This window comes from Pseudoalteromonas sp. L1, from assembly GCF_021728095.1.
Lineage (GTDB): Bacteria > Pseudomonadota > Gammaproteobacteria > Enterobacterales > Alteromonadaceae > Pseudoalteromonas.
Map to the genome: position 1 here is coordinate 51,685 of NZ_JAKKCT010000008.1, position 25,771 is coordinate 77,455.

Sequence of the window (25,771 nt, forward strand, 5' to 3'; positions counted from 1 at the left end):
CTAAAAAATGCGGCATGTGGATGCCGCGTTTTTCTCTAAGTTAGTATCTACAGTGGCAAATAAATCTGTGCGCTAAGGCCACCTTCTGGGCGATTAAGCAGTTGTACTCGCCCGCCGTGCATATCAACAATACGCTTAATTATCGCAAGACCTAAGCCACTGCCTTCACTACCACGTGCCGCATCACCTTGTTTGAACGGCTCAAATACGGTTTCAAGTTCGCTTTCAGGAATACCCGGCCCTTGGTCATTCACAACCACCATGGCAAACTTTTTATTACTGCTCATGCGCGTTTCCACTTCAATATCACCATCAGAGTAACGAATAGCATTTTCAATCATATTGGTAACAACACGCTTTATAGCAACCGTACTGACAGGTACATTACTAATGCTGGGGTTTTCTTTAAAGCTAATTTGCCGATGATGCTTTTGCTCAGCCTCAACCACTTCATTGACGATGGCATTAAGATCTTCAAGAGCAAGCTCTTCGCGCTTGTGATGACGCAAATATTCAATAAATTGATCGATAATCGCATTCATATCCTCAATATCATGAATAATTCCTTCACGCAGATAATCTTCGTCGTCAGACATCATTTCTGTTGCTAAACGAATACGTGTAAGTGGTGTACGTAAGTCATGGGAAACCCCTGCCATAAGTAAACGACGATCGTTTTCTAATGCCGCAATACCACGCGACATCTGATTAAACGCACGGGTTACTTCTATCACTTCAGTTGAACCTTGCTCTTCAAGCTTTGTTGAGAAGTCCCCAACACCCACTTTAACTGCCGCCTGCTGTAGCGCTTTTAATGGTCGGTTTAGATGGCGCGCAAACAACCAACCACCTAATACGCTTAAAAAGCCGATACTAGATAAATAAAAAGTGAGGAATTCAAGGTTATTCTCTTGTAACCCAGTTAATGGCACGCGCACCCAATAACCAGGGGCTTGTGGTGCTTCAACCCAGTATACAAGTGGATCTGTTTGGCTTATACGTACGCGCGCAGAGCCGTTGAGTTGCTCCGACATGCTGCGTGAAAGCATTGAATACTCTCGTGTCTCCGCCAGACCTTCACGCATAGCTTGGCGCTGCGTCATGACTTCAATGCCAGTGATTTCAAAAAACTTTTCAGACGCTTCTTTACTTACTTCAACGCCTTCTTCCCACTCAATAAACACTGTTTTAACTTGTTTCGAGAGGATCAGATTAACTTGCTCTATGGTGGGTTTAACAACATAAAAACTAACCGTTATATAGGACACTATTTGATTGATTAAAAGTAGTGCAGCAACCAAAAATACGGTTTGTCCAAACGCACTACGTGGAAACATCCCCATAACAGCTACTTTTCACCATCTGGCACAAATACGTAGCCTAAGCCCCATACTGTTTGGATATAACGAGGATTAGCGGCATCCACTTCAATCATACGTCGCAAGCGCGACACCTGCACATCGATACTACGCTCAAGTGCACTGTAATCACGGCCACGGGCTAGATTCATTAGTTTATCGCGACTAAGCGGCTCACGTGGATGAGTCACTAATGCTTTTAATACCGCAAACTCACCACTGGTCAGCGACATCGTTTTATCACCATGCGACATTTCTCGAGTAGCAAGGTTAAGCGTAAATTCGCCAAATGATATTTCGTTTTCTTCTGCTGCTGGCGCACCAGGTACTTCCTTTGCTCGACGACGTAAAATGGCTTTAATACGTGCTAACAGTTCACGGGGGTTAAATGGTTTTGGAATATAATCATCAGCGCCAAGTTCTAAACCGATAATACGGTCTACCTCATCACCTTTTGCCGTTAACATAACAATCGGTATATCATTTTCTTTTTGACGTAAGCGACGACAAATCGACAAACCATCTTCACCTGGCAGCATAAGATCAAGCACCATTAGATGAAAATTTTCACGCTCGATTAAGCGATCCATCTGTTCAGAATTTGCCGCTGTACGAACGATAAACCCTTGTTCTACCAAGTAACGCTCAAGCAAACTACGCAAACGCATATCGTCATCAACTACTAATACTTTTGTCGTTTCGTGTCCCATAACTTTCATTCTTCTTGTAATATGTTACTTGTTAATATAAATGAAAAACTTAAGAATAAAAAACGAATTGAACGCTTAGATTGTTACTGAACATTTCAAAACTATCTCGACAAAGGCAAAAGACTTTTATACCTTGCACAGGTTTTCTTTAAAGGTTTAATCGATATGGCAAAAACCAACCTAATCACACGTGAAGGGTATCAGCAATTGCAACAAGAGCATGATTACCTATGGCATGAGAAACGCCCTGAAATCACCAAGATTGTGACGTGGGCTGCAAGCCTTGGTGACCGCTCTGAAAATGCCGACTATCAATTCAATAAGCGTGTATTACGACAAATAGATCGTCGAGTGCGCTACTTGCGTAAACGCATGCCTGATCTAAAAATCGTTGATTACAACCCACAGCAAGCCGGGAGGGTGTTTTTTGGTGCTTGGGTTGAGATAGAAAACGAGCAAGGAGAAACCAAACGCTTTCGAATTGTTGGCCCTGACGAAATTTATGAGCGCAAAGATTATATTTCTATCGATGCGCCAATGGCTCGCGCGCTCCTTGGCAAGCAAGTCGATGACGATTTTTCAGTTACGACCCCTGAAGGCCAAAAAGAATGGTATGTCAATGAGATAAGCTACCCAGACGCGCCATAATTAATAAAATAAATTCAGAAAAGGTTAATTTGTGATTGTTTAGTCTAAAAATGTGATCTATAACTAAAGAAGCTTAAGACGTTTTTAAGCTTGATGTTTAGAAGGTAGTAACTATGTCAAACGCAATACATCGCATATTAAGTAATGCCATTGTATTCGCACTTTTAATCAGTGTGAGTTTGATTTCTTACGCCAGCGACATAGAAAACCATTCTGATAGTGTTACACCCACCTCACATTTTATTGCGTGTGATAATGCAGACCTTGCTAACCTTGATACTGATTTAGATAAACATACTCCAGCACTCAACTTTCGCGCAGCCCAACCACTGCCTGATGTGCGCTTAGGTGTACGTGTTTTTACTCAGACTAAGGCCTCTGTATACAGTGCGCACCAGCGAGGGCCACCTGTATTTTAATTTAACTACGTTTTTAAAATCGATGCTTAATTAAAATTTATGGTGACAAATATGAATAATTTCAAAGAATTACGTCTTCAAGACGTATCTAATGGTGCATTATATAACGCTGTTAATGAAGTAGAACCAACACTTGATCTAACATCTCCAGCATTAAAAGTACTAAATAGCTTTACACAAAAAGATCCACTACGTGCTCACGCAAGCACCACCATTGTTGATGCGCTAAAACAAACAAGTAACCGCTGCTCTGACTTCATCTTAGTCGTTGATGACACAGACAAGTTAGTTGGGATCACATCGAGTGCAGATCTACAAAGCTCTAAAATAATGATTCTTGCACAACGTTTGAACTTACATCGCGATGAAGTGACTTTGCATGATGTAATGACACCGCTAAATAACCTAGCAGGTGTAAGCTTACAGAGCATCAGCTATGCATGTATTGGGGATGCACTACAAACCATGGAACACCAAGGTATGATGTTTCTTTTAGTAACAAGTGCTGAACATGAAATTTGTGGGTTAATTTCTGCACGTGAAATTGCTAAAAAGCTACATATTCCTGTCAATATTAACCCTATTGCAAACAGCTTCAGTGAAGTGATGCAGCATATCGATCACCCTCACTAAGCCATAAATATTGCGTTGTGTAGAACAATTTTCGAAGGCCTTAAAAGCAGTGCTTTTAAGGCCTTCTTATTGTGATATTATTCAGGCAATTAATCTTCAGTTTACTGATTTTCTATTTTTAAAAAGGTTTATGCATGAGCAATATCTCTGCACGCTTAGCGACCGAGCTAAATGCCCAGCAACCACAAGTTGTTGCTGCAATCAAATTACTTGATGAAGGTGCCACAGTCCCTTTTATCGCACGTTACCGGAAAGAAGTTACAGGCGGCCTAGACGACACGCAATTACGACTACTTGAACAGCGCCTTTCGTACTTACGCGAGCTTGAAGAGCGCCGCAGCTTTATTCTTGCCACAATTGAAGAACAAGGTAAGCTAACCGCCGAACTAAGTAGTGATATTAATAACGCTGACAGTAAAACAGAGCTTGAAGATTTATACCTACCATTCAAACCTAAACGCCGCACGAAAGGACAAATTGCCATTGAAGCGGGTATTGAACCACTTGCCGATGCGCTATTTAATGACCACAGCCTCGAACCAGAGCAGCAAGCTGCTGACTATATTAATGCTGACGCAGGCTTTGCTGATACAAAAGCGGTGCTTGACGGTGCTAAATTTATTTTAATGGAACGCTTTTCTGAAGACGCCAAACTGCTTGCTAAATTCCGTAGTCATATTGCACAACACGGCCAAATTGAAAGTACAGTAATCGCAGGCCAAGAAAATGAAGGTGCTAAATACCGTGATTACTTTGAGCACCAAGAGCCGCTTAAAAAAGTCCCCTCACACCGTGCTCTAGCCATGCTTCGCGCCCGCAATGAAGGCGTTTTACAATTAAGCATCAACCCAGAACCTAGTGCTGAAAACCCAGCACAGGTATGTGCACAAATGATTGCTGACTATTATCGGTTAGATGTGAGCAATAGCGCTGCAAGCAGCTGGTTAATGAGTGTTGTACAGTGGTCTTGGAAGATTAAATTAAGTCTACACTTAGAAAATGAATTTTTAGGTGCAATGCGCGAAAAAGCGGAAACCGGCGCGATTGACGTATTTGCAAAAAATCTAAAAGACTTATTAATGGCTGCGCCTGCAGGGCCACGTACAACCTTAGGACTTGATCCTGGTTTACGTACGGGTTGTAAAATTGCTGTTGTAGACAGCACTGGTAAGCTTTTAACAACGCAAACAATTTTCCCACATGCCCCACAAAATCATTGGGAAAAATCACTTCGCACACTTGAGCAACTTTGTCGCCAATATAAAGTTGAGTTAATCGCGATTGGTAATGGCACTGCATCACGTGAGTCTGATAAGTTAGTTGCTGAATTGATTAAAACCAACAGTGAACTTAAATTAAATAAAATAATGGTCAGTGAAGCGGGTGCATCTGTTTATTCAGCGTCTGAATTTGCCGCCAACGAATTCCCTAATCTTGATGTATCATTGCGCGGTGCAGTGTCAATTGCACGTCGTTTGCAAGATCCGCTTGCCGAGCTTGTAAAAATCGAACCTAAATCAATTGGTGTAGGCCAATATCAACACGATGTTTCACAAAGCCAATTAGGTCAAACCCTGACCTCGGTTGTCGAAGACTGTGTAAACTCAGTCGGTGTTGACTTAAATATGGCCTCAGTGCCGTTATTGACTCGTGTATCTGGCTTAAACAAAACACTGGCGCAAAACATTGTTAGCTATCGTGATGCTAATGGCTCATTTAGCAAACGCTCTGAGCTGAAAAAAGTTGAGCGCCTAGGACCCAAAGCCTTTGAACAAGCTGCTGGTTTCTTACGTATTAGCACAGGTTCAGATCCTCTTGATAACTCATCAGTTCACCCTGAAGCCTACCCTGTTGTTAAGCGTATTTGTGAAAAGAACAGCTTAGATGTAAACAGCTTAATTGGTAACACTGATATTTTGAATAAATTGGTTGCCAACGACTACACAGATGAAAAATTTGGTTTACCAACCGTTACCGACATTATTAAAGAGCTTGATAAACCAGGTCGAGACCCTCGCCCAGAGTTTAAAACTGCTGAATTTAAAGCGGGCGTTGAAACCATTAACGATCTAAAACCAGGTATGATTCTAGAAGGTGTAGTTTCCAATGTAGCCAACTTTGGTGCCTTCGTTGATGTGGGTGTACACCAAGATGGTTTAGTTCATATTTCAGCAATAACCAACAAGTTCATTTCTGATCCACGCGAAGTGGTTAAAGCAGGTGATATCGTTAAAGTAAAAGTACTTGAGGTTGATGCAGCGCGTAAACGTATTAGTTTTACAATGCGTTTAGATGATGATGTAGATACAAGCAATAAAACAGCACCTGCAGGCAAATCAAAGCCTGCGGCTAAAGCGAAAAGTGCACCTAAGCAAAAGCGTGACTTTGGTAATGCGGCAATGGGTAACGCATTTGCCGATGCATTTGCAAATGCTAAAGTAAAAAAATAGTTTTAGCTTAAAAACAAAAACGCGGTTCAAATTGAACCGCGCCTCTTATAAATCTGATAATTATATAACCGCCGAAAAATTATTTTGTTCCCCAGGAGATGTAGCCATTTGATAAAAGTTGGCTATTCGTGTGGCTCGCTCATCAACTTCCACATCTCGTTTGGCTGTCTTGGTCTGAGAAGTGCTCACCGCTTCGCTTTCGTCTTCAGCACCTTCACGGTCAATTCTTAATGACGACGATTCATCACCGCCCTGTGCTTTTTCGCGCGACTGCATGGCGAGTTCAGCCTGCGCTGCGGCAAGCTTCTGTGTCGCATCGGCTGCAATAGCACGGTCTGCACTGGATGGCTCTTGAGGTGCAAGCGCTGCCGCTCTTACCGTTTGCATTTTATCGATTGTTGCCTGAGGGTCACCACTTACCTCAGCCACATCAATTTGTACTTCCCCACCAACCGCGTAGTTTGTGCCGTCGGGGCCTCGTTGATACTCATAACTTGGCGAGCCTGCGTATTTACCCCCCACCGAAGCATGCGCCTGTTCATGTACACGCACTTCAGTGTCTCGCGCTTTCAGCTCTTTAATTTGTTCAAGCTCTAACTGTTCTTGCTGTGCAACTTTTTGCTCTTGTTTTTGCTCTTCTTGTTGCTGCTGCTCTGATTTCTCGTCACTACCTTGTTCGCTTTGCTCTCGCTCTTGAATCGCTCTATCGTCTTCAAGACGACCTTTAGCATCATAAGTACTTACATCGCCACTTGGCTGTCTTGCTTTTTCGCCATCACTCAGTGCTTTATTTTCTGCGTTACTCGAACTAGTTGCCACAGGAGGTGGAATGACTTCACGCAACTGGTTATCACGGCGTGCACTTTCGGTATGTACGTTCGCCGTGTTAATGTTGATTGCGGGAAAGGGAGTAACGATATTCATAGCTAAGCTTTTATATCAATTAGCGTGCCTAATACTTCATCGGCAGTTTGAATCGTATTAACGTTAGCCTTAGCATTGAACTCTTCAACTTTCAGGTTCACCAATGCTTCATCAATACGAGCAGGCTGAGACACAGGTGGCGTAACCGCTTCCTCTGGTCTTGCACCTTGTAATTGTCTTTGCTGAGCAAGTTGAGCGTCGTCTTGCTGGTCAATAGACGCGCGGCTAATTTGCGCACTTGCTTTTTCAATGCCTTGACTTGCGCGGTTGTAACCTTCTACGCCATTATTAAATACAGAACTGATTGGCATCATATCCTCCAACAGTGAGATCTTCCCTACAAGTATCGCTCACAAAACAATCAAAATAAAGTAAAATCCCCCTATTTTTGGGCTCTGCAGAGCAATATTTAATTAACACATTGATTTCAGAGCGCTTATAAATTCAGTTTTATGAGAAATAAAAGGAGCGTGAGATGCCTTATCGATCACCTCATATTCAAAGTTAGGCTGCAAAGCCTGCATACCCTTAATTGCACGGTAAGGAACTAGCGCATCTAAACGCCCAAATATACCGCGAATAGGGAACGTTATTTTGCTAAATAACTGACGTAAATCTTCTTGCTGTAGGATATCTAGGCCTGCACTGAGGGCTCGCTCTTGCGGTGCTGGATACTGTTTTAATAATCTTTTTAACGCTTTAATATCGTCACGAGCTGATTCGCTGCCCATGGCTTGAATCGCTAGGAATCGCTCGATAGTTTTGTCTGTGTGAGTCACTAGTTGCTCTTTAAACGCATCAAGCACTTCAGGCTTAATACCCGCCCAATTATCAGCTTGAGCAAAAAAAGGGCTCGATGCCACTAAAATAACCTTGGATACTTTTTCTGGCCAGTGAGCGGCAATGTAAAGTGAAAATAATCCGCCAAGCGACCACCCAACTAGTATTGAGTCGTTATGCAATTGTTCACTCAGCATCTTGGCTGCTTCATGCAAATTATAGGTATTGGGTAATGACTGCGCTTCACCAAAGCCTGGTAAATCAAGGCAGCGAATAGTGCCCTCATATGAAAACTCAAGCTCTGGTAAAATCACTTGCCAGACCCCTTGATTCATTCCCCAGCCATGTAATAACACCATTTCATTTTGCATATTTTTAAACTCTCAAGCACACTGATGGCTCATGATAGCGTTTAAAGGATTGAATGCAATGGCTCACTTAACGAAGATATTAAAACATAGCCTACATGCGCTGTTTCCTAACTTTTGTGTTACGTGTCAAACGCATATAAAAAGTAACGATGCACTTTGCGAGCATTGTTTAAACGACTTAAGGTTATTTGATCTAAGCAAACATGCTAATTTACTTCACCGCCCTGATATTTGTGATGCATTCCCCGATTGTCATTTTGATCACCTCATAGCCTGTGCATGGTATGAAGCCCCTATGAAACAGTGGCTTAAACAACTGAAGTTTAGTGATAAACAGTACTATAAAATAGCCCTACAACAGGTTATTTATTTGCAGTTACAGCACGCTAAAGCAGTCAATGAATCTTGGCCTGATGAGTTTATTATTATGCCGCTGCATAATAAACGCTTTATAAAACGAGGGTACAATCAGGTAAGCCAAACTTGGCTACCGGTGTTAAAAGCAATGAACTTAGTTGTAACAGAGCCGCTTGTTAAACAAAAAGCAACGATTGCACAATCTTCTCTCAGTAAAGCTAAACGAATTAAAAATATGCGTAATGCATTTATGTGCCAAGCAAATTTGCAGGGTAAGTCGGTCGCCATTATTGATGATGTAATGACATCAGGGGCAACATTGAATGCAGCAACCGATGAGCTAAAAAAAGCAGGTGCCAAACACGTATGGGCAATGCTGACGTGTTTGACCCCTTTAGGAGAACCTTAAAATAGGTTAATCGCCCGCTGCATGAAAGGCATTACCAAAGAATAAAGCATTGCTCAATAATCGGCTAGTACCATACCAATAACCACGAAACACAGGGTTATCCGTCATACCAATAACACTGCCTTTTCCATATGAGTGGGCAATTAAGCCCGCAGCACCGGCAACTTGCTCTACATTAACATCATCAGTAAAGCCCGCTAATAATGGCTTATCTGTGTATGTCAAAACATTTACAAACGGTGCATCTGACTTTTCAAGCAACCAAGTGCTATTTTTAAATACTGGCAGGGTATTACGGTTAAGTGAAAATGTTAGCGGGTGTGATAAATCAACTGACGTATTAAAAATTGCTCCGGCAATACGTTGACGGCCCGCTAAGTGATCTTTATCGGCATAAGTAAGTCCTTGCGTATTAAATGCGCTCGCTACATCACGACGAGATAAGTAACTGGCCTTTAATAATTGTTGGTCAGCGAGGAACTTGGCACCTCCTTTATGACCCCAAATAACACCACCTTTACGTACCCAAGCTTTGATCGCAACCTTGGTCGCATCATCAAGTGCATTGTAATTACCATGAGCCAAAATAATATGGCTGTAATTTTCAAGGTCAAGGCTGCTAAGACGAGGCATTTCAACAATAGTTGGCGCAGTGCCTACAAAACGGTCGAGGTAATACCATACTTCACCCAATTCATATTGGCTGGTTCCGGCACCACCCACGAGTAAAACTTTAGGCGCTTTTACAACTGCCATAGAGCGAGAGCCTAAATCAGCACCTTTCACCGTTAAACCTGAGCTAATTGGCGTAATTTCAATACCGAACTCAGTCTGTGCTTGATTTAAGTAATCAACCCAATTGCTGTCTGTTTGCAAACCTGCGGGGAGCAAAATACTACCGGGTTCAAATGCAACCTCACCACTGGGCGTTTTAGCGGTAAGAGGGCTCAATGCAACACGCGCTTTAACACCTTGCTTTAGCAAAGTATTCAACATTTTTGGTGCAAGATAATCATCCCACTTGAATGCGTAAGCATAGCTTTGTGGCAATGTTGCGTAACTTGACTTAACTCCTTTTTGCCAAGGCATTTTTGCAACATCAAGCCCCCATTTACTACTTACTTTTGCAAACTCTAAATTAAATGCATGCGCGAGTGTCCAGCCAGATACATCATAGAATGTGTTATCAACAAAGCGTTGTTGTTCACTAAAAACGGCTTTCACTAAGCGAAACTGTGGTTGTGCTAATGGTACGAAATAGCTGTTTTCAGAGAAGCTTTGACCATTCACTTTTAATGGCTCTTCAAGCATATACGCATTGATTTGGTGTTGCTTTAATAACGCTAAAAAGTACTGCATGCGGCTGTTATCTGCACCGCCTTTAACAACATACCCTTTAAAGTCTTCATCACCAGCAAGGTCAATCGCTTTGTTATAAAACTCAGCTTGGTAATCAAGCAAATCTTGGCGGTTTTCAATTGCAGCCTGAAATGTAGATAAACTAGTTAGTAATTGATTTTTAATCGTAAACGGAAAGCTTAACGGGCCGTTGATTGTATCTTGTAAATGACCACGTGAGCTGGCTTGCTCAAATAAAATACCCACCCCACCATTCACGTCAGGGTAAGTTGAACCTTTTCCGTAGTAAAAATCATCAAAACTTTCTTCGGTGAAGTACAAAGCATTATGCTCATCAAGCGTCTTCGCATGATAGTTAGCAATAGCTTTAGTCAAAGTCACATTTTCTTCTGGTGTAATCGGGTGCTTACGTGTCGGAATACCGGGTTGAAAAAAGAAAGTGCTGTTTGGTCCCATCTCGTGGAAGTCAGTAAGAATATTCGGCTTCCATTGATGGAACTGAGCTATACGTGCTCGTGATTCAGGGTGTTGTAGTAATAACCAGTCGCGGTTTAAGTCAAATAAATAATGATTAGTACGGCTACTAGGCCAGTTTTCTCGATGCTCGCGAGTTTCTGGATCTGACGATAAATTCATACCGCGATTACTGTTTGCCCAGTTCGCGAAACGCGCTAAACCATCAGGATTTAAAGATGGGTCCAGTAAGATAACGGTATTGTTCAGTAAAGTATCAATTTCTGGGCCTTGCGCAGCAGCTAAGTAATAAGCCACTAATAATGAAGCATTACTCCCTGATGACTCATTACCATGCACGCTATACCCCATCCATACAACCGCCGGCTGTTTGCTTGAGTCTGATGATTCACCGTCCAAACGTGCTAGGTGGGCTTTACGAATAGCCTCAACTTGCCCTAATTTTTCTGGCGCAGTGATAGTTAACATAACCAATGGGCGTTGTTCATGAGTACGACCGATCACTTGAAAGTTCATTCGGTCACTTTTATCGGCAAGAATTTGCATATACTGCACAAGCTGATCATGGCGAACATGCCACTCACCTACTTCGTAACCTAACACCTGTTCAGGTGTTGGAATGGTTGGATCAAATTTCACATCTTGTTCAAAGTAATAAGAAAGGGGTTTCGCTAATGCGCTAACGCTCACTAGCATGGTTAATATTGTTATTATTAAACGCATAGATAGCACCTGTACTTAATTGATGTTTTCACGCTACCACTAGACAAAATAGATGCAACTTTTTACGCTCAACACTGGCGACAATACGATGAGCGGAGTATGATACACAGTATCCGAGTAATTTAGTCAAGTATAGTCCGTTTTATGATCTCTATTTCTGAATCTGCACAATCTCATTTTGCTAAACTTTTAGCAGACCAAGCTGAACAAACAAACATTCGTGTTTTTGTTGTAAATCCAGGTACTTCGCAGGCGGAGTGTGGTGTTTCTTACTGCCCAGAAGACGCGGTTGAAGCGACTGATATTCGTCTACCTTTTAATGGCTTTGATGCCGTTGTTGACGCAGAAAGTGCGCCTTTTTTAGAAGAAGCTGAAATCGATTTTGTAACTGACAAAATGGGCACTCAGTTAACTCTAAAAGCGCCTAATGCCAAAGCACGTAAGCTTAGCGACGACGCGACGTTACAAGAGCGTGTACAACACATGCTTGAAACTGAAGTCAATCCACAACTTGCAAACCACGGTGGTCAAGTTGGTTTAGTTGAAATTACCGCTGACGGTATTGCTGTTCTGCAATTTGGTGGTGGCTGTAACGGTTGTTCGATGATTGATGTCACGTTGAAAGAGGGCATCGAGAAAGAAATGATCGCTAAGTTTGATGAAATCAATGGTGTGAGAGACATTACCGATCACCAATCTGGTGAGCACTCTTACTACTAATCGGTATCTAAAGCATGCTTAAACAATGGGTATTTCGCTTAGGTAGCGACCCCAAATTAAGCTTAAAACGCTTTCTTTGCGGCCTAGCACTGTTTATGCTGGCCGTGATTTTTATTGCCATTGGTTATTATGGCCCTGCAATCTTGCAACTGATTGGCTTACTTATTTTGGCCATCGCGTTATTTTTTGCCGCTTGGGGTTATTTAGGTATTTTTGCCAACCGTTTTGCACAGGTTCTTGAGCGAGCATCTCCCAAAGATGATGATCCTGACCTTTGGAAATAAACGCTTATTTCAACAAGCCATTTTGTTTAACAATATAACGATAGCGCAACCATAACGTTATACCGCGCATCAGCATAAAAATGGTCATTGCGAACCAAAGGCCATGGTTTTGCCAATCACTTACCAACCAAAACAGTCCAAAAAAGCCGAACGCTGCACTAATCAGCATCGTATTTCGCATATCTTTTGCACGCGTTAAACCAACAAAAACACCATCGAATAAAAAGCATGCCATTGCTGCAATAGGCAAGATAATCACCCATGGTAAATAATCTGCAGCCATCGTAATCACTTCTGGCACATCGGTTAATAAACGAATAATTGCATTACCAAAAATTAAAAAGATTAAGCTGTAAAATAATGCAAAAAGTCCCCCCCAGAACAAACTCAAATTAACCCACAGGTGTATGTGCTCAGTGCTCTTTTCGCCTTTTGCTTTACCTACTTTAGCTTCACTTGCATATGCAATACCATCAAGCGCAAAACTTACGAGCATTAAAAAGTTCAGCAGTACTGCATTCGCTGCGAGTGTCGTTTCGCCAATTCTTGCGCCATAGAAGGTCATAAAGCTAAAACACAATTGCAACGCCAGTGAACGTATGAAGATATCACGGTTTAAATTAACTAATTCGAGCAATTTAGCCATGTTAAACCACGCCTTTACCGCTAAGTTAATGCCCTGCTTTTTAGCCAACTGATAAACTAAACAAAGTGCAAAGGCTAAAGCGATGTAATCTGCAATTAACGATGCCCAAGCCGCTCCAGCCACTTTCCAATCAAGAAAAACAACAAAATAGATATCAAGCACGATATTGGTAATATTGGTGATGAGTAATAAATAGAACGGCCCTCTGCCGTAATGTACCCCCAACATCCACCCTAATAGCACTAAATTACACAAAGCAGCTGGCGCACTAAAAATACGGATTGAAAAATAGCTATGTGCTTGCTCCAACACTGCTTGATTTGCGCCCGATAAATATGCCATTAAGGATTGAATAGGTACACTAAGCGCGATTAATATAAGCGCAACGAAAGTCGCTAACAATAAACTGCGCTTTAATAACTCAGCTAGCAAAGTATGATCGTCTCGACCGTAAGCTTGTGCTACAAGCCCCGTGGTGCTCATACGTAAAAATCCTGCTAGCCAAAATAATAGGGAGATAACTGCTGAGCCCAGTGCAATACCGGCTAAGTAGTGAGCACTGCCTAAATGACCGATGACAGCAGTATCAACTAATCCTAACAATGGAACAGTAATATTTGATAAGATCATTGGACCGGCTAATAACAGCAAACTTTTATGGTGTGCCTTATGACGTTTAAGAAAATGTTTCATGTAGTATTTGCAGTCCTGTTAGGTTTATCAGTGCGTGCCCACGGCGCCGTTATTTTACAGTATCACCACGTGAGTGAAACCCTTCCGGCTGTTACAAGCGTCAGCAGCGAGACGTTTACCAAGCACATGCAATATTTAAAAGACCAGCAATTTAATGTTATCCCATTGAATGAGTTGATTTCTCAACTGCAGACAGGTCAAGAGTTAGCCGATAAAACTGTCGCAATCACGTTTGATGATGGTTATAAAAATAATTATGAACAAGCCGCCCCTATCCTCGAAAAGTATGGCTACCCCTATACTATTTTTGTAAACCCTGAACTTATTGATAGTGGTAAAAGCTATGTCATGACTTGGCAGCAATTAAAAGAGCTGGCTAATAAAGGAGCCTTAATAAGCAATCATACGCAAGTGCACAATTACATGCATTTAAAACAAGAAGGTGAGACTGATGCTCAGTGGCAGTCTCGTACTAAAAAAGATATTTTAAATGCCCAAAAGCGCATTAAAGATGAAATAGGTCATGATTATAAATACCTTGCTTACCCTTATGGTGAGTTCAATAACGAGTTACAAGCATTAATTAAGTCATTGGGTTTTGTTGGTATTGGTCAACATTCAGGTGCAGTAGGAGTTCACTCTGATTTTACGCGATTACCGCGTTTTCCTGCGTCAGGCTTTTATTCTAAACTTGATACCCTGTCGACGAAACTTGACTCACAAGCTTTTACAATTAAAGCATTAAATTACGCCGATAGTGTCACCAGCGAAAACCCGCCAAGTTTAAGCATTCAATTCGATATGCAAGATTTCCACAAAAGTCAGTTCGCATGCTATGTATCGGGTGTTGGTCAAGCTAACCTTGAGTGGGTAAGCAAAGATACAGTACACATTACCTCGCCTAATAAATTGAAAAAAGGCCGCTCTCGGTTCAACTGTACAGCCCCTTCTATCAATAAAAAAGGCAGTTATTATTGGTTTTCACAACCTTGGGTAATTACACCTTAGCAGCCTGTTTAAGCATGTGTGCTGCTACTTTATCAAGCCTGACAATTTCATTAGCCGCATTCAATTCGATTGCGGCTTTTGGCATCCCCCATACCACAGACGATAACTCATCCTGTGCCATGGTATAGGCACCAGCTTGATGTAAAGCTAACAACCCTTTTGCACCATCACTTCCCATGCCGGTTAATAAAGACGCTACCGTTGTTTTGCAATTTAAAACCGCTAAAGAGTTAAATAACACATCCACAGCAGGTCGATGACGATTAACGGGCTCGCCTGAGTCTAATTGGCAATACAGCGCAGCTCCCTTTTTCACCACACTTAAATGCTGATCGCCTGGGGCAATATAAGCCCAGCCGGCTTCTAACTTGTCACCTTGCTCTGCCTCTTTAACATTTATCGCACAGATTCGGTCCATCCGCATCGCAAATGAAGTGCTAAACACAGGTGGAATATGTTGCGTTATGACAATGGGTGGGCAGTGTTTGGGCATACGGATAAGCACTTCTTTGATTGCCTCTGTTCCCCCCGTTGAAGCACCTATGGCCATAACTGCATTACTTTTAAATTGCAGACTGTCGAGTGAGCTATCTTTTTCTAGTTTCTGCTCTTTAAATGCTCGGATCCTTGCACCTGCTGCTGTACGGACTTTTTGTTGTACTAAGTGCGCATAGCGTTGCAAGTTTTCAGACACATTAGCCGTTGGTTTTGCGATAAAATCCACAGCCCCGAGTTCTAGCGCTTCGAGGGTAATAGGTGAGCCTTTTTGAGTCAATGTCGAAACCATAACAACCGGCATAGGTCGCAAGCGCATTAAATTCTTCAAAAAGCTTAACCCATCCATTTTTGGCATTTCAATATCAAGCGTCAGCACATCAGGGTTTAAACGCTTAATGAGATCACGTGCTTGGTAAGGGTCTTCAGCTGCACCGACAACATGCATATCATCCGCTTGCTCAAGTACCTCTTTCAGTAAACCACGGATCAAGGGAGAATCATCAACAATAAGTACCTTGATCATACACTCTCCTAAAATAGCTCAATGTCTGTTCCAGCATCTTGCTGCTCGATTTCGTGTAAGTATTTAACTTCACGTTTCTCTAGTTTATCAGTATGCAGATCACGCAGCTTTTTCACTTGTGCTTGACCCGTCTGAGGATTAAAAATTATTTTACGAGGCCAAGGCCCACCGACGTCATGTGATATTAAATCTAAACCTTCCTCAAGTACATATGCATTTGCAAAGCGAATATTACCGACACCTATATCTGTCATTGAGCGAATAATTTTACCACCACCAAATAGCTTCACTTTTAAATTACGTTTTGATGCACCATTTTTAAGGATTTCATTAATTAAAAACTCCATGGCCCAGTTACCATAACGGCAATTTAAACTGTGAGCATTACTCGGATCCACGCCTTTTTGCATTGGCAGCATAAAGTGGTTCATACCACCAATCCCTAACCCTTGATCATAGATACATGCAGCAATACATGAGCCAAGTACGGTGGTGATCAGTTCATCATTTTTAGAAACATAGAATTCACCCGGTAACACTTTTGCGACAACCTTTTGTCTGTGACTGTCCCAAAAACGCTTTACGTGCTCAAACCCTGATAATACTGGTTTGAAATGACTATTCATTGACCACCTTTTGATAAATCGTCTGGCCTAAGTTTTTAAATTCTTTATGGTCTTTGCCCATGGTTTCTGAATGCCCTAAAAACAAATGCCCCGCGTTACTCAATAAGTCAAAGTAACGATGAAAAAGCGTATCTTTTGTCGGCTTGTCAAAGTAAATAACCACGTTGCGACAAAAAATGACATCAAATGATCCCTTCATCGGCCACTGCTCAAGTAAATTCAATCTCTTAAAAAAGATATTCTCTTGTAACTGTGGTTTTACTTTATAGAGCTGACCATCATGACTTTTTAAAAACCAACGTTTTAGCTGACTTTTATCGAGCCCATTTACATTGGCCGCTGTATAAGTACCAGCTTGCGCCTTAGCAAGTACGTTTGAATCAAGGTCAGTGGCCAGAATTTTTACATCCCAATTAGTCGGGAACAAACCACTTAGGGTCATTGCTATTGTATAGGGTTCTTCCCCTGTGGAGCAGCCTGCGGACCAAACGCGCACTCGCTTTTGCTTTGCATTTGTAGTCAATAGCCTCGGCACTATAGTATTTTTTAGATAGTTAAAGTGATGTGGTTCACGAAAAAATGACGTCAAATTTGTGGTAATCGCATTGATAAACTCACTAAATTCTCGCTCTTTATGTTCTTCTAAAAAAGCTAAATAGTCCTTAAAGCTCTTTAACTTAAGTAACCTAAGTCGCCTTGCCAAGCGTGAATACACCATTTCACGCTTATGCTCAGCAAGTACGATACCGCAAGCATCGTACACCTGAGATGAAATGTTTTTGAAGTCACTATCCGTTAGTAAAAACTCTTTCATAATTTGACCCACCAGCCTTAGAGGGAATACACATTGTATTAGCGATGTAGAGTGGGAAGAGTTTTAAAACTCTTCCCACTCGTCACTTGGGTCTACAAAATTATTACCTTTAGGCGAGACTGTCGCCGATTGGCTTGGTCGCTTAACGGATACACTCGAAGCACGGCTGGTTATGTCTGTTTCTTCTTGCGCTGAGAGCGAGAAGAAGTTCAATAAACGTCGCATATCATTTGCTTGCTCAGCCATTGACTCACCAGCCGCAGATGCCTCTTCAACTAATGCTGCATTTTGTTGAGTCATTTCATCCATTTGTGCAATTGCTTTATTGACTTGTTCAATACCTGAACTTTGCTCTTCTGATGCTTGGGCAATATCAGAGATCATGGCTGTGACTCTTTGTACGGCAGTCACAATTTCTTGTAGTGTTGAGCCAGATTCATTAACCAGTAGAGTACCGTCTTCGACTTTACCCACACTATCGCGGATCAACTCTTTAATTTCTTTTGCAGCTGCCGCAGAGCGCTGTGCAAGATTACGCACTTCCCCTGCAACCACAGCAAATCCTCGACCTTGTTCACCCGCTCTTGCAGCCTCAACAGCGGCATTTAATGCAAGTAAGTTCGTTTGGAAAGCTATTTCATCAATCACACTAATAATATCGGCAATCTTCTTACTCGACTCATTAATGGCCGACATACTCGTTACTGCGCGATTAACAACTTCACCACCTTTTTGCGCCTTAGCACGTGTTTCCTCGGCAAGTTCGTTCACTTCTTTGGCATTATCAGCATTTTGACGAACTGTACTGGTCATTTCTTCCATACTTGATGCTGTTTCTTCAAGTGAAGATGCTTGCTCTTCAGTGCGTTGACTCAAGTCAGCATTGCCTTGCGAGATTTCTTCAGCACCACTAGCAACTAATGTCGCAGAGCTATTAATACGGTTAATCACTTCCGTTAATTTATCAGCCGTGGCATTGGCATCACGTTTTAATTTCTCAAATGACCCTTGGTATTCTTGTTCAATACGTTTTGATAAGTCGCCGTTCGCCATAGCATCAAGCATATTACCAGTGTCTTTAACTGCATCGTCAACAATAGCCACCATGCTATTTAAACCTTGCGCTAAGCGTAGGAAAAAGCCTGTTTTACCTGTCTCTTCGACACGGGCTTCTAAGTCCCCCTTACCTGCGGCAGCGACTAAACCAGCAATTTCTTTTTCAATTGCAACCTCGGCTGTTCTGTCTTCCCATTCCACCACTGTACCAATGCGCTCATTATCTGGTGTAAAAATAGGATTTGCCACAAGACCAAAGGTACGTCCGCCAACAACAATCTCCGTACTGTAGGTACTGCTAAGTTTTGCCAGCATATTGCGTTGATGGGCAGGGTTTTTATGAAATACATCGATATTTTGACCGATTAAGTTGTTGCTATTAAAGTTAGGCAAGTCTTTACGCAAGTCACTTTCAGCAATTTTCATCATGTTCAATACAGCTTCATTCATGTAGATAATATTATTACCCGCATCAGCTATCATGGTATTTGTTGCGACCCTATCAAGCGCACGACGTACTCGCAGGTTTTCTTCAGCTTCACGCTTTTCAGCCTCAGCTTTATTAACACTGTCAGTAATATCTTGCCACTCAACGATGGTTCCTAAGCGCTTGCCAGCACTATTCACCCAAGGAGTAGCAATCAAACTAAAAATTAAACCTGCAAGTCGCAAGGTAGTTTTATAAGGCTCTGTCAGTGCCTTTAACAATTCACGCTGATGACTTGGTTTTTTATGAAAATCGTCAACACAGGTACCCACTAAATTTGCTACCGAGAAGTTAGGTAATACTGACTGCAAGTCACTTTCACGCGCCTTTAGCATTTGTTTTACCTGCTCATTAACAAAAATAATTTCAAGATCATTGTTCGCAATCATCACGTTTGCTTGGCAAACACGTAACGCGTTAGATAAATCTGCATCACGTTGTGATTGTTTGTCTCGTTCTTTTTGTGCTGATATATCACTGGCAAACTTAATGACTTTAACGACTTGACCGTTACTATCAATAATTGGGTTATAGGTCGCTTGGATCCAAATCTCTTGGCCATTTTTGCCGATGCGCTTGAACTCATCAGAGATAAATTCGCCACTTCGCAAACGCTGCCAGAACTGCTGGTATTCGGTGCTTTGAGACTCTTCTTCAGCAACAAACATCGCGTGATGCTGGCCTTGAATCTCCTCAAGCCGGTAACCCATGACGCTTAAGAAATTTGCATTGGCTGTCAAGATTGTTCCCGATGGTTGAAATTCAATCACTGCAAGTGATTTATTCAATGCAGTAACAATTAAATCATTATTTGACTCAACACTTTTAGGACTGCTAAACCATCCCATACCCTTCACCTTCTTGTTAATCAACCCAATTAAATGTCCATCGTTTTTTGTAGGTCTAATAATGCGACCATTTTTTCACCCACATTCACCAAACCTGCCACAAATTGCGCATGCTCCGAATCTGATAAGTGGGGCACTGCTTTTGCTTCATGCTCAGCAATGCTATAGACATCCGAGACGGCATCGACAACGATACCCATAATTTTACTTGTGCTTTCTAATTTCACCTTAAGAACAATCACCACCGTAAGCGGCCCATACTCAATAGCAGGAATCGCAAAGCGACGCCGCAAATCAATAATAGGCACTATGGTTCCTCGCAGATTTATTACCCCTTTAACAAAATCTGGCGCATTTGGAATGACGGTTATCTCTTCCCAGCTGCGAATTTCTTGAACGGTTAAAATATCAACGCCATATTCTTCATCTGCCATAATGAACGTTAGAAACTGTTTCACATCCTGATCTTGTTCTAAAGTTAATTTGTTATGTAGGTCGTCTTGCGGTGTAATCATGACGCCTCCAAACTAGCTTTAGACTCGATGATAAGCTCTTGGCTTCCCGGTTTTTTCAGGCCTGATAATTTAATCAATCCACTAATATCAACAATCAACGAAACCCGACCGTCACCTAATATTGTTGCGCCAGACACACCATCTACTTTTTGATAATTGGCTTCTAAGCTTTTGATAACCACTTGTTGCTGAGACAGTAAGTCATCCACCAATAGACCCACTTTTTGGTTGTCGCTTTCAACAACAACTAACAAGGTCTTATCAAGCGTCTCTATCGCACCTTGGTGATTAAAAATAGTGTATAAACGTAAGATAGGAATATATTCATCACGTAGGCGCAATACGTCTAAATCCTTGCCTACCCGACTTACTTTACTGATATCTATTTGGAGAGATTCAATTATCGAAATGAGTGGAATGATGTAAGTATGCTCAGCAATACGAACTAACTGGCCATCAAGAATCGCTAATGTCAGTGGCAAACGAATAGTAAAGGTTGAGCCTACCCCGGGGGCTGAAGATACTTCGACTGACCCGCTCAGTGCTTCAATATTTCTTCTTACCACATCCATGCCGACGCCTCGTCCGGATAGATCGCTCACTTGATCTGCGGTCGAAAAGCCAGGTAAGAAAATGAGTTCGTTGATTTCATTATCACTAAGATCATCAGACTCGGAAATTAAGCCATTTTTTATCGCTTTCTCACGGATTTTCGTGGTATTTAAACCCTGTCCATCATCCATGATCTCAATAACAATGTTGCCGCCTTGATGAAAAGCATTCAACGTAACGGTACCTACCGGATCTTTACCTGCTGCGACTCGTTTTTCGACTGTCTCTAGACCATGATCAAGTGAATTTCTGACTAGATGCACCATAGGATCAGAGATTTTCTCCATCACAGTTTTATCCAGCTCGGTTTGTTCACCTAAAAGCTTTAGCTCAACTTGCTTGTCGAGTTTTTGAGAAATATCACGCACCAAACGTGGAAAACGGCTAAAAACGAAGCTAATCGGCAACATTCTTATACGCATCACATTTTCTTGTAAATCCCGAGTGTTGTGAGCGAGTTGAGCAAGCCCTTCTTGTAAAGAGGCAATGGTTGCTTCAGTTATCTCTTGCTCACCCAACTGGCTAAGCATGGCTTGTGTAATAACGAGCTCACCGACCATGTTAATTAGTGAGTCCACCTTATCGATTCCAACACGAATCGAAGTAGACTCTGTATTGGCCGCGGCTGATTTAACAGGAGCTGATTTCTTCACTTCCGCCGTTGGCTTAGCCGCAGTTTCTGCCTCTTTGATCTCTGTATCTGTGGCTGCTTGTGCTACTTTTGTTTCTTCTAGTTCATCACCAAATAATCCACCGCATAGCGTAATGGTGATGTCAGCATCATCTTCGACCCATTCAAAAATCTCTTCGATGCAGCTTTGCTCTTTATCTGTGGTTAAAAAGAAGCGCCAAGATAAAAAACACTCTTCAGGTGCAAAGTCAGTAATATCTGGCACATCATCTTGAAATGCCTGAGTTTCAAGATCACCTAGCTCAGCGAGCTCGCTGATCATATAAAGCGGTTCGTTACCTGTTTTAAATAAATGGTGGTGAGGCTTAAAGTCTATCTGAAAGGTATTGCGACTACTTTCTGTGACGGGCTCTTCGCTATTTGTATCACTTGCCACGGCTTTTGTTGCTGCACGCATACCTAAAATTTCTTCAAATTTTATACGTAGTTCATCAGCCTCCGCTAAATCGGGCTGTTGCTCAGCCTGCAGTGAACGTAATAATGCCCGCAAACAATCAACTGACTTTAAAAGTAGGTTTACATGCTCAGCAGTTAAGTCTCGTGAGCCTTCACGAATTTGGTCTAAAAGGGTTTCTAGAACGTGGGTAAAATCAGCTACCGATGTAAATCCAAATGTTCCGCTACCTCCTTTGATAGAATGTGCAGCGCGAAAAATAGTATTGATTGTTTCTAAGTCTTCTTCGCCTGGAACTAGGTTTAATAACTCAGCTTCCATTGCATCGAGTCCTTCAAAGCTTTCTTCGAAGAACACTTCAAAAAATTGGCTTAGATCTATACTCATGCCCCGCTCCTATTGTTAGCGAATCACTTTTTTTAATACCGCTAACAATTGCTCTGGGTTAAAAGGCTTCACTATCCAGCCTGTTGCGCCAGCAGCTTTACCCTCTGATTTCTTATCTAGACCCGATTCTGTAGTCAGCATAAGTAAGGGAGTAAATTTGTAGTTTGGTAGAGTGCGTAACTCTCTTATCAGTGTAATACCATCCATTACCGGCATGTTGACATCAGAAATAACCGCATCAAAGCCCTGCTGTTTTGCAATACTCAATGCTTCGCTGCCATCCTTTGCTTCGGTCACATCAAAGCCCGCTTTTTTAAGGGTAAAACCAACCATTTGTCGCATTGATGCTGAGTCATCGACTGCTAAAATTTTTTTCATAAAAACCTCTTAATTGGCATTTTCAAGCACAAGGTAATGACTTAATCCCAAACTATTAATTGCCTGTTGCAACGGCTCGCTTTGTCCAACCCAAATAATTTTATGCTGAACCGAAAGCAAATGTTTTTGCAATGCACACAGTAGCTGTACTGACGCAGTATCGGCTCTCGTTACTTCACTGATATCAAGACATATATCATCATTTGACGATAATTCTTGTAGTAAATCTTGGTGTAGTGACTCAACATGAGTAATTGCGAGTTCAGTAGGAAGCTTTATCATTAACGCGCTCTTACACAGCTTTTAATAATTCATAACAAAAGCTTAGACTGAGTTAATAAAATTGCCATTTTTTAAATTAAAAAATAGTAAATTTTTTTAGTAGGTTAGAGGAAAAATAAAAAAAGAGAGCATCTGCTCTCTTTTAAAATACTTAACTTCTCTATACAAGTTATAGAGCATAATAGTCAGCAATTTCCTTAAACTCTTGCGTTAATGTTTTGGCATTAATCAAAGGCACACTACCTTGCTTAAATTCAGGTTTAAAAATCGCTCGCACAGCCCCTGCCTGATCAACCATCACCACCGAAGCACTATGGTCGACAGCATACTCTTGCTCATCGCTATCATTAATCGCATAAATTAAGCCAAGCTCCCGCACAAAAGGAAATAGCTGTTTATGCGACCCTGATACAGCTAAAAAATCAGTATTAAAATAATCAATATAAGCTTTGCGTTTAGCCGTTGTATCTCGCTTTGGATCGACAGCAACAAACCACACCTGTACGTCATAATTGTTGCTCAATTGCTTTTGTACACTTGTAAGTTTTGCCAATGTCATAGGGCAAATATCAGGACAGCTGGTGTAACCTAAAAACAGTAAATTCCAATGCCCCTTTAATTGACTATTATCAGCAGGATTTCCATGTTGGTCAGTTAATAAAAAAGGGCTTATTGGCTTTGCCTTCTCATACACAAGCGCAGAAACATCAGGGGCAGACTTCTCACTACCGCAACCGATGATAATAAGGCTAAGGCATACCATTAGCACAGCTAAAAAATGCTTCATACAAGAAACCACTTATCAATAAATAGGGCGATAAAGAGTAGCATTAAATGTACGATTGAAAAACGAAATAAGTCCATTGCCGTACCCTCTTTAGGCGCAAACTTAAGTTTTAGCGCTTTATAGATAAAAACCGCATTTAAGGCACTTGCAGCAAATAAATAAATAATCCCCGACATGCCTATTAGGTAAGGCAATACACATACTAAGGCCAATAAAATTGAGTATGCCACTACACATGTTTTGCAAAACTCAATGCCGTGAGTGACAGGTAACATAGGGATTTTTGCCCGCTCATAATCACTTTTACGCGCAATAGCCAGCGCCCAGAAGTGTGGCGGTGTCCAAGTAAAAATAATCATCACTAATAACCAGGGCGCAGCTGCCATGTGCCCTGTTTCTGATACCCACCCTAATAAAGGTGGCATCGCACCAGCAAGTCCACCGATGACAATATTTTGTGGGGTTGCTCGTTTTAAAAAAGAAGTATAGATAAAAGCATAGCCAACCAAAGCAAACAGCGTAAGCACAGCAGTTAGCGTATTCGCCCAGATCATCAACATAATAAACCCAAGTACGCCAATGGTGGCGGCAAAACTAAGAGCGTGCAGCTTACTTAAGCGGCCTTTTGCCACAGGACGATGTCGTGTGCGTGCCATTTTGCTATCAATTTCGCTATCAACGACATGATTTATTACTGCCGCAGCTGCAGATAATAAACCTATGCCTAGTAGACTTGCTAATTGAACAAATACATCTCTTCCCATATCAGGTGCAAGTGCTAATCCTACCCAAGCCGTGAGTACTAACATCGCAACAACTTTAAATTTACTTATTGCTAGATAGTCCTTCAGTAATTCAGTGATCTGCGCTGTTACTGATTTTTCAGTTGTTAAAATAAGTGCCATCCCAGCCCCCTAAGTTCTTGCTTTTAGATGAAAACAAAGTCTAACCATGCTCAAAAGCAACAATGCCGCCATTAAGTTATGAGCAAGTGCGACGCCTAATGGAAAATGCCAATGCACGACGGCAAGACCCAAGCAAATCTGGCATAACAAGGCCACCAGTACTGTTACAGTGCAGTGCTTGATCTTTCGAGAATAGGATTTCGAAAAGATTCGCCACATAATCAACGCAAGCACCACACACGTTACCAGTGCCCATATGCGATGTAGCAAATGTATAGACATGCGTGCCTGTTGAGATAACACGCCATACTCATAGGTACTGTGCTCGAGCGGCAGTTGAAACACACTTGAGAGTGAAAACGGCTGCCCGTAACTACATAGTGGTAAACCATTACAGTGCGGGGCTGCATAATTAGCCGCAAGCCAACCGCCTAAAGCTATCTGTAATACCAACACCACTAACCCTATCAGCGCTAATCTGTAATAAGGCCTCGCCCCTGCATCACCGCCAGTAATAGGCTTAGAGGTCAGCCGCAAATATAGTAAAAACACTAAAGATAAGATGCTAAACCCACCCAATAAATGCCCCATAACAACCAAAGGTTGCAGATTCATGGTCACTGTCCACATTCCTAGGGCCGCTTGAAAAACCACCAGCAATAAAAGTGCTAGCGGTAGTTTCACTGGGGTAGTAGGGTATTGACGTTTCAGCCAAGCAAATACAAACAACGCCAATATAAATAGGCCTAATGCTCCTGCAAAATAGCGATGAATCATTTCTTTCCATGCTTTTGCTGCTTCAAACATCATATCTGGATAATTCTGCTCAACATGCAAAAGTGCAGTTTCATGCTTTGGCACAGTTAAAAATCCGTAACATCCAGGCCAATCAGGGCAACCAAGCCCTGCATCACTTAACCGCGTATATGCCCCAAGCCCCACCACTAAAACAGATAGAAAACACGTAAATAAGACTAAATATTTATAATTTTTATACATTAT

At 41.8% G+C, this 25,771-nt stretch carries 26 protein-coding genes; 8 read left to right on the plus strand and 18 right to left on the minus strand.

Annotated elements, in window-relative coordinates:
• Positions 1–47: 47 nt before the first annotated feature.
• Both envZ and ompR read right to left on the minus strand, forming a co-directional pair.
• Positions 48–1,343 (minus strand): two-component system sensor histidine kinase EnvZ, encoded by a 1,296-nt coding sequence (gene envZ, locus L3V38_RS18665; RefSeq protein WP_062568317.1) that lies wholly within the window; start codon positions 1,341–1,343, stop codon positions 48–50.
• A gap of 5 nt (positions 1,344–1,348) precedes the next feature.
• On the minus strand, positions 1,349–2,068 hold the full coding sequence (ompR, locus tag L3V38_RS18670; protein ID WP_062568318.1) for a two-component system response regulator OmpR: 720 nt from the start codon (positions 2,066–2,068) through the stop codon (positions 1,349–1,351).
• Between the two features lie 165 nt (positions 2,069–2,233).
• On the opposite strand from ompR, the gene greB reads away from it, so the two are divergent.
• The 4 genes from greB to L3V38_RS18690 all read left to right on the plus strand — a co-directional run bounded on the left by greB (position 2,234) and on the right by L3V38_RS18690 (position 6,218).
• Positions 2,234–2,716, plus strand: coding sequence for a transcription elongation factor GreB (gene greB, locus L3V38_RS18675; protein ID WP_237120322.1), 483 nt, complete (start codon positions 2,234–2,236; stop codon positions 2,714–2,716).
• Positions 2,717–2,829: 113 nt separating this feature from the next.
• Positions 2,830–3,135, plus strand: coding sequence for a hypothetical protein (locus L3V38_RS18680; RefSeq protein ID WP_130149153.1), 306 nt, complete (start codon positions 2,830–2,832; stop codon positions 3,133–3,135).
• Positions 3,136–3,186: 51 nt separating this feature from the next.
• Complete coding sequence (locus tag L3V38_RS18685) at positions 3,187–3,768, plus strand: CBS domain-containing protein (RefSeq protein WP_237120323.1); 582 nt, start codon at positions 3,187–3,189, stop codon at positions 3,766–3,768.
• 134 nt (positions 3,769–3,902) lie between these two features.
• A complete protein-coding gene (locus tag L3V38_RS18690) occupies positions 3,903–6,218 on the plus strand; it encodes a Tex family protein (protein ID WP_237120325.1) in 2,316 nt (771 codons plus the stop codon).
• A 60-nt stretch (positions 6,219–6,278) separates the two neighbouring features.
• Here the strand turns inward: L3V38_RS18690 and L3V38_RS18695 are convergent, their stop codons facing one another.
• The 3 genes from L3V38_RS18695 to bioH form a co-directional block, all read right to left on the minus strand.
• On the minus strand, positions 6,279–7,142 hold the full coding sequence (locus L3V38_RS18695) for a putative metalloprotease CJM1_0395 family protein (protein ID WP_237120326.1): 864 nt from the start codon (positions 7,140–7,142) through the stop codon (positions 6,279–6,281).
• Between the two features lie 2 nt (positions 7,143–7,144).
• Positions 7,145–7,453, minus strand: coding sequence for a hypothetical protein (locus tag L3V38_RS18700; RefSeq protein ID WP_062568324.1), 309 nt, complete (start codon positions 7,451–7,453; stop codon positions 7,145–7,147).
• A 102-nt stretch (positions 7,454–7,555) separates the two neighbouring features.
• A complete protein-coding gene (bioH, locus tag L3V38_RS18705; protein WP_237120328.1) occupies positions 7,556–8,293 on the minus strand; it encodes a pimeloyl-ACP methyl ester esterase BioH in 738 nt (245 codons plus the stop codon).
• Positions 8,294–8,351: 58 nt separating this feature from the next.
• On the opposite strand from bioH, the gene L3V38_RS18710 reads away from it, so the two are divergent.
• Positions 8,352–9,059, plus strand: coding sequence for a phosphoribosyltransferase family protein (locus tag L3V38_RS18710; RefSeq protein ID WP_237120329.1), 708 nt, complete (start codon positions 8,352–8,354; stop codon positions 9,057–9,059).
• 6 nt (positions 9,060–9,065) lie between these two features.
• Here L3V38_RS18710 and L3V38_RS18715 read toward each other — a convergent pair whose 3' ends face one another.
• On the minus strand, positions 9,066–11,615 hold the full coding sequence (locus tag L3V38_RS18715) for a M14 metallopeptidase family protein (protein ID WP_237120330.1): 2,550 nt from the start codon (positions 11,613–11,615) through the stop codon (positions 9,066–9,068).
• A gap of 144 nt (positions 11,616–11,759) precedes the next feature.
• Here L3V38_RS18715 and nfuA point away from each other — a divergent pair, with 144 nt between their 5' ends.
• Positions 11,760–12,335, plus strand: coding sequence for a Fe-S biogenesis protein NfuA (gene nfuA, locus L3V38_RS18720; protein WP_062568328.1), 576 nt, complete (start codon positions 11,760–11,762; stop codon positions 12,333–12,335).
• A gap of 14 nt (positions 12,336–12,349) precedes the next feature.
• A complete protein-coding gene (locus L3V38_RS18725) occupies positions 12,350–12,619 on the plus strand; it encodes a hypothetical protein (RefSeq protein ID WP_237120331.1) in 270 nt (89 codons plus the stop codon).
• A 4-nt stretch (positions 12,620–12,623) separates the two neighbouring features.
• Here L3V38_RS18725 and dinF read toward each other — a convergent pair whose 3' ends face one another.
• The gene (dinF, locus tag L3V38_RS18730; RefSeq protein WP_237120332.1) at positions 12,624–13,958 is read right to left on the minus strand and encodes an MATE family efflux transporter DinF; all 1,335 of its coding nucleotides are present in this window, start codon (positions 13,956–13,958) and stop codon (positions 12,624–12,626) included.
• Here dinF and L3V38_RS18735 point away from each other — a divergent pair.
• Positions 13,935–14,966, plus strand: a complete 1,032-nt coding sequence (locus tag L3V38_RS18735) for a polysaccharide deacetylase family protein (protein ID WP_237120333.1) — start codon at positions 13,935–13,937, stop codon at positions 14,964–14,966. The genes dinF and L3V38_RS18735 overlap by 24 nt on opposite strands.
• Here the strand turns inward: L3V38_RS18735 and L3V38_RS18740 are convergent.
• The 11 genes from L3V38_RS18740 to L3V38_RS18790 all read right to left on the minus strand — a co-directional run bounded on the left by L3V38_RS18740 (position 14,956) and on the right by L3V38_RS18790 (position 25,768).
• Positions 14,956–15,987 (minus strand): chemotaxis response regulator protein-glutamate methylesterase, encoded by a 1,032-nt coding sequence (locus L3V38_RS18740; RefSeq protein ID WP_237120334.1) that lies wholly within the window; start codon positions 15,985–15,987, stop codon positions 14,956–14,958. The genes L3V38_RS18735 and L3V38_RS18740 overlap by 11 nt on opposite strands.
• An 8-nt stretch (positions 15,988–15,995) precedes the next feature.
• On the minus strand, positions 15,996–16,613 hold the full coding sequence (gene cheD, locus L3V38_RS18745) for a chemoreceptor glutamine deamidase CheD (RefSeq protein WP_237120335.1): 618 nt from the start codon (positions 16,611–16,613) through the stop codon (positions 15,996–15,998).
• Positions 16,606–17,427 carry a protein-glutamate O-methyltransferase CheR gene (locus L3V38_RS18750; RefSeq protein WP_237120336.1) on the minus strand — a complete coding sequence of 274 codons (822 nt, stop codon included), beginning with the start codon at positions 17,425–17,427 and terminating at the stop codon, positions 16,606–16,608. The genes cheD and L3V38_RS18750 overlap by 8 nt, the downstream gene beginning before the upstream one ends.
• Before the next feature lie 63 nt (positions 17,428–17,490).
• A complete protein-coding gene (locus L3V38_RS18755) occupies positions 17,491–19,818 on the minus strand; it encodes a methyl-accepting chemotaxis protein (protein WP_237120337.1) in 2,328 nt (775 codons plus the stop codon).
• 29 nt (positions 19,819–19,847) lie between these two features.
• The gene (locus tag L3V38_RS18760) at positions 19,848–20,333 is read right to left on the minus strand and encodes a chemotaxis protein CheW (protein WP_130149166.1); all 486 of its coding nucleotides are present in this window, start codon (positions 20,331–20,333) and stop codon (positions 19,848–19,850) included.
• A complete protein-coding gene (locus L3V38_RS18765) occupies positions 20,330–22,417 on the minus strand; it encodes a chemotaxis protein CheA (RefSeq protein WP_130149167.1) in 2,088 nt (695 codons plus the stop codon). The genes L3V38_RS18760 and L3V38_RS18765 overlap by 4 nt, the downstream gene beginning before the upstream one ends.
• A 15-nt stretch (positions 22,418–22,432) precedes the next feature.
• Positions 22,433–22,795 (minus strand): response regulator, encoded by a 363-nt coding sequence (locus L3V38_RS18770; RefSeq protein ID WP_130149168.1) that lies wholly within the window; start codon positions 22,793–22,795, stop codon positions 22,433–22,435.
• 9 nt (positions 22,796–22,804) lie between these two features.
• Positions 22,805–23,077, minus strand: a complete 273-nt coding sequence (locus L3V38_RS18775) for an STAS domain-containing protein (protein ID WP_237120339.1) — start codon at positions 23,075–23,077, stop codon at positions 22,805–22,807.
• A 169-nt stretch (positions 23,078–23,246) separates the two neighbouring features.
• The gene (locus L3V38_RS18780) at positions 23,247–23,864 is read right to left on the minus strand and encodes an SCO family protein (RefSeq protein ID WP_237120341.1); all 618 of its coding nucleotides are present in this window, start codon (positions 23,862–23,864) and stop codon (positions 23,247–23,249) included.
• Entirely contained in the window at positions 23,861–24,769 is a 909-nt protein-coding gene (gene cyoE / locus L3V38_RS18785; RefSeq protein WP_237120342.1) for a heme o synthase, read from the minus strand. The genes L3V38_RS18780 and cyoE overlap by 4 nt, the downstream gene beginning before the upstream one ends.
• Before the next feature lie 9 nt (positions 24,770–24,778).
• The gene (locus tag L3V38_RS18790) at positions 24,779–25,768 is read right to left on the minus strand and encodes a COX15/CtaA family protein (RefSeq protein ID WP_062568341.1); all 990 of its coding nucleotides are present in this window, start codon (positions 25,766–25,768) and stop codon (positions 24,779–24,781) included.
• Positions 25,769–25,771: the final 3 nt, after the last annotated feature.

Bases quoted from the DNA above. Each gene is read 5' to 3' on its own strand.
- envZ (WP_062568317.1), bottom strand. From the start codon at position 1,343: ATGGGGATGTTTCCACGTAGTGCGTTTGGACAAACCGTATTTTTGGTT.
- ompR (WP_062568318.1), bottom strand. From the start codon at position 2,068: ATGGGACACGAAACGACAAAAGTATTAGTAGTTGATGACGATATGCGT.
- greB (WP_237120322.1), top strand. From the start codon at position 2,234: ATGGCAAAAACCAACCTAATCACACGTGAAGGGTATCAGCAATTGCAA.
- L3V38_RS18680 (WP_130149153.1), top strand. From the start codon at position 2,830: ATGTCAAACGCAATACATCGCATATTAAGTAATGCCATTGTATTCGCA.
- L3V38_RS18685 (WP_237120323.1), top strand. From the start codon at position 3,187: ATGAATAATTTCAAAGAATTACGTCTTCAAGACGTATCTAATGGTGCA.
- L3V38_RS18690 (WP_237120325.1), top strand. From the start codon at position 3,903: ATGAGCAATATCTCTGCACGCTTAGCGACCGAGCTAAATGCCCAGCAA.
- L3V38_RS18695 (WP_237120326.1), bottom strand. From the start codon at position 7,142: ATGAATATCGTTACTCCCTTTCCCGCAATCAACATTAACACGGCGAAC.
- L3V38_RS18700 (WP_062568324.1), bottom strand. From the start codon at position 7,453: ATGCCAATCAGTTCTGTATTTAATAATGGCGTAGAAGGTTACAACCGC.
- bioH (WP_237120328.1), bottom strand. From the start codon at position 8,293: ATGCAAAATGAAATGGTGTTATTACATGGCTGGGGAATGAATCAAGGG.
- L3V38_RS18710 (WP_237120329.1), top strand. From the start codon at position 8,352: ATGGCTCACTTAACGAAGATATTAAAACATAGCCTACATGCGCTGTTT.
- L3V38_RS18715 (WP_237120330.1), bottom strand. From the start codon at position 11,615: ATGCGTTTAATAATAACAATATTAACCATGCTAGTGAGCGTTAGCGCA.
- nfuA (WP_062568328.1), top strand. From the start codon at position 11,760: ATGATCTCTATTTCTGAATCTGCACAATCTCATTTTGCTAAACTTTTA.
- L3V38_RS18725 (WP_237120331.1), top strand. From the start codon at position 12,350: ATGCTTAAACAATGGGTATTTCGCTTAGGTAGCGACCCCAAATTAAGC.
- L3V38_RS18735 (WP_237120333.1), top strand. From the start codon at position 13,935: ATGACGTTTAAGAAAATGTTTCATGTAGTATTTGCAGTCCTGTTAGGT.
- dinF (WP_237120332.1), bottom strand. From the start codon at position 13,958: ATGAAACATTTTCTTAAACGTCATAAGGCACACCATAAAAGTTTGCTG.
- L3V38_RS18740 (WP_237120334.1), bottom strand. From the start codon at position 15,987: ATGATCAAGGTACTTATTGTTGATGATTCTCCCTTGATCCGTGGTTTA.
- cheD (WP_237120335.1), bottom strand. From the start codon at position 16,613: ATGAATAGTCATTTCAAACCAGTATTATCAGGGTTTGAGCACGTAAAG.
- L3V38_RS18750 (WP_237120336.1), bottom strand. From the start codon at position 17,427: ATGAAAGAGTTTTTACTAACGGATAGTGACTTCAAAAACATTTCATCT.
- L3V38_RS18755 (WP_237120337.1), bottom strand. From the start codon at position 19,818: ATGGGATGGTTTAGCAGTCCTAAAAGTGTTGAGTCAAATAATGATTTA.
- L3V38_RS18760 (WP_130149166.1), bottom strand. From the start codon at position 20,333: ATGATTACACCGCAAGACGACCTACATAACAAATTAACTTTAGAACAA.
- L3V38_RS18765 (WP_130149167.1), bottom strand. From the start codon at position 22,417: ATGAGTATAGATCTAAGCCAATTTTTTGAAGTGTTCTTCGAAGAAAGC.
- L3V38_RS18770 (WP_130149168.1), bottom strand. From the start codon at position 22,795: ATGAAAAAAATTTTAGCAGTCGATGACTCAGCATCAATGCGACAAATG.
- L3V38_RS18775 (WP_237120339.1), bottom strand. From the start codon at position 23,077: ATGATAAAGCTTCCTACTGAACTCGCAATTACTCATGTTGAGTCACTA.
- L3V38_RS18780 (WP_237120341.1), bottom strand. From the start codon at position 23,864: ATGAAGCATTTTTTAGCTGTGCTAATGGTATGCCTTAGCCTTATTATC.
- cyoE (WP_237120342.1), bottom strand. From the start codon at position 24,769: ATGGCACTTATTTTAACAACTGAAAAATCAGTAACAGCGCAGATCACT.
- L3V38_RS18790 (WP_062568341.1), bottom strand. From the start codon at position 25,768: ATGTATAAAAATTATAAATATTTAGTCTTATTTACGTGTTTTCTATCT.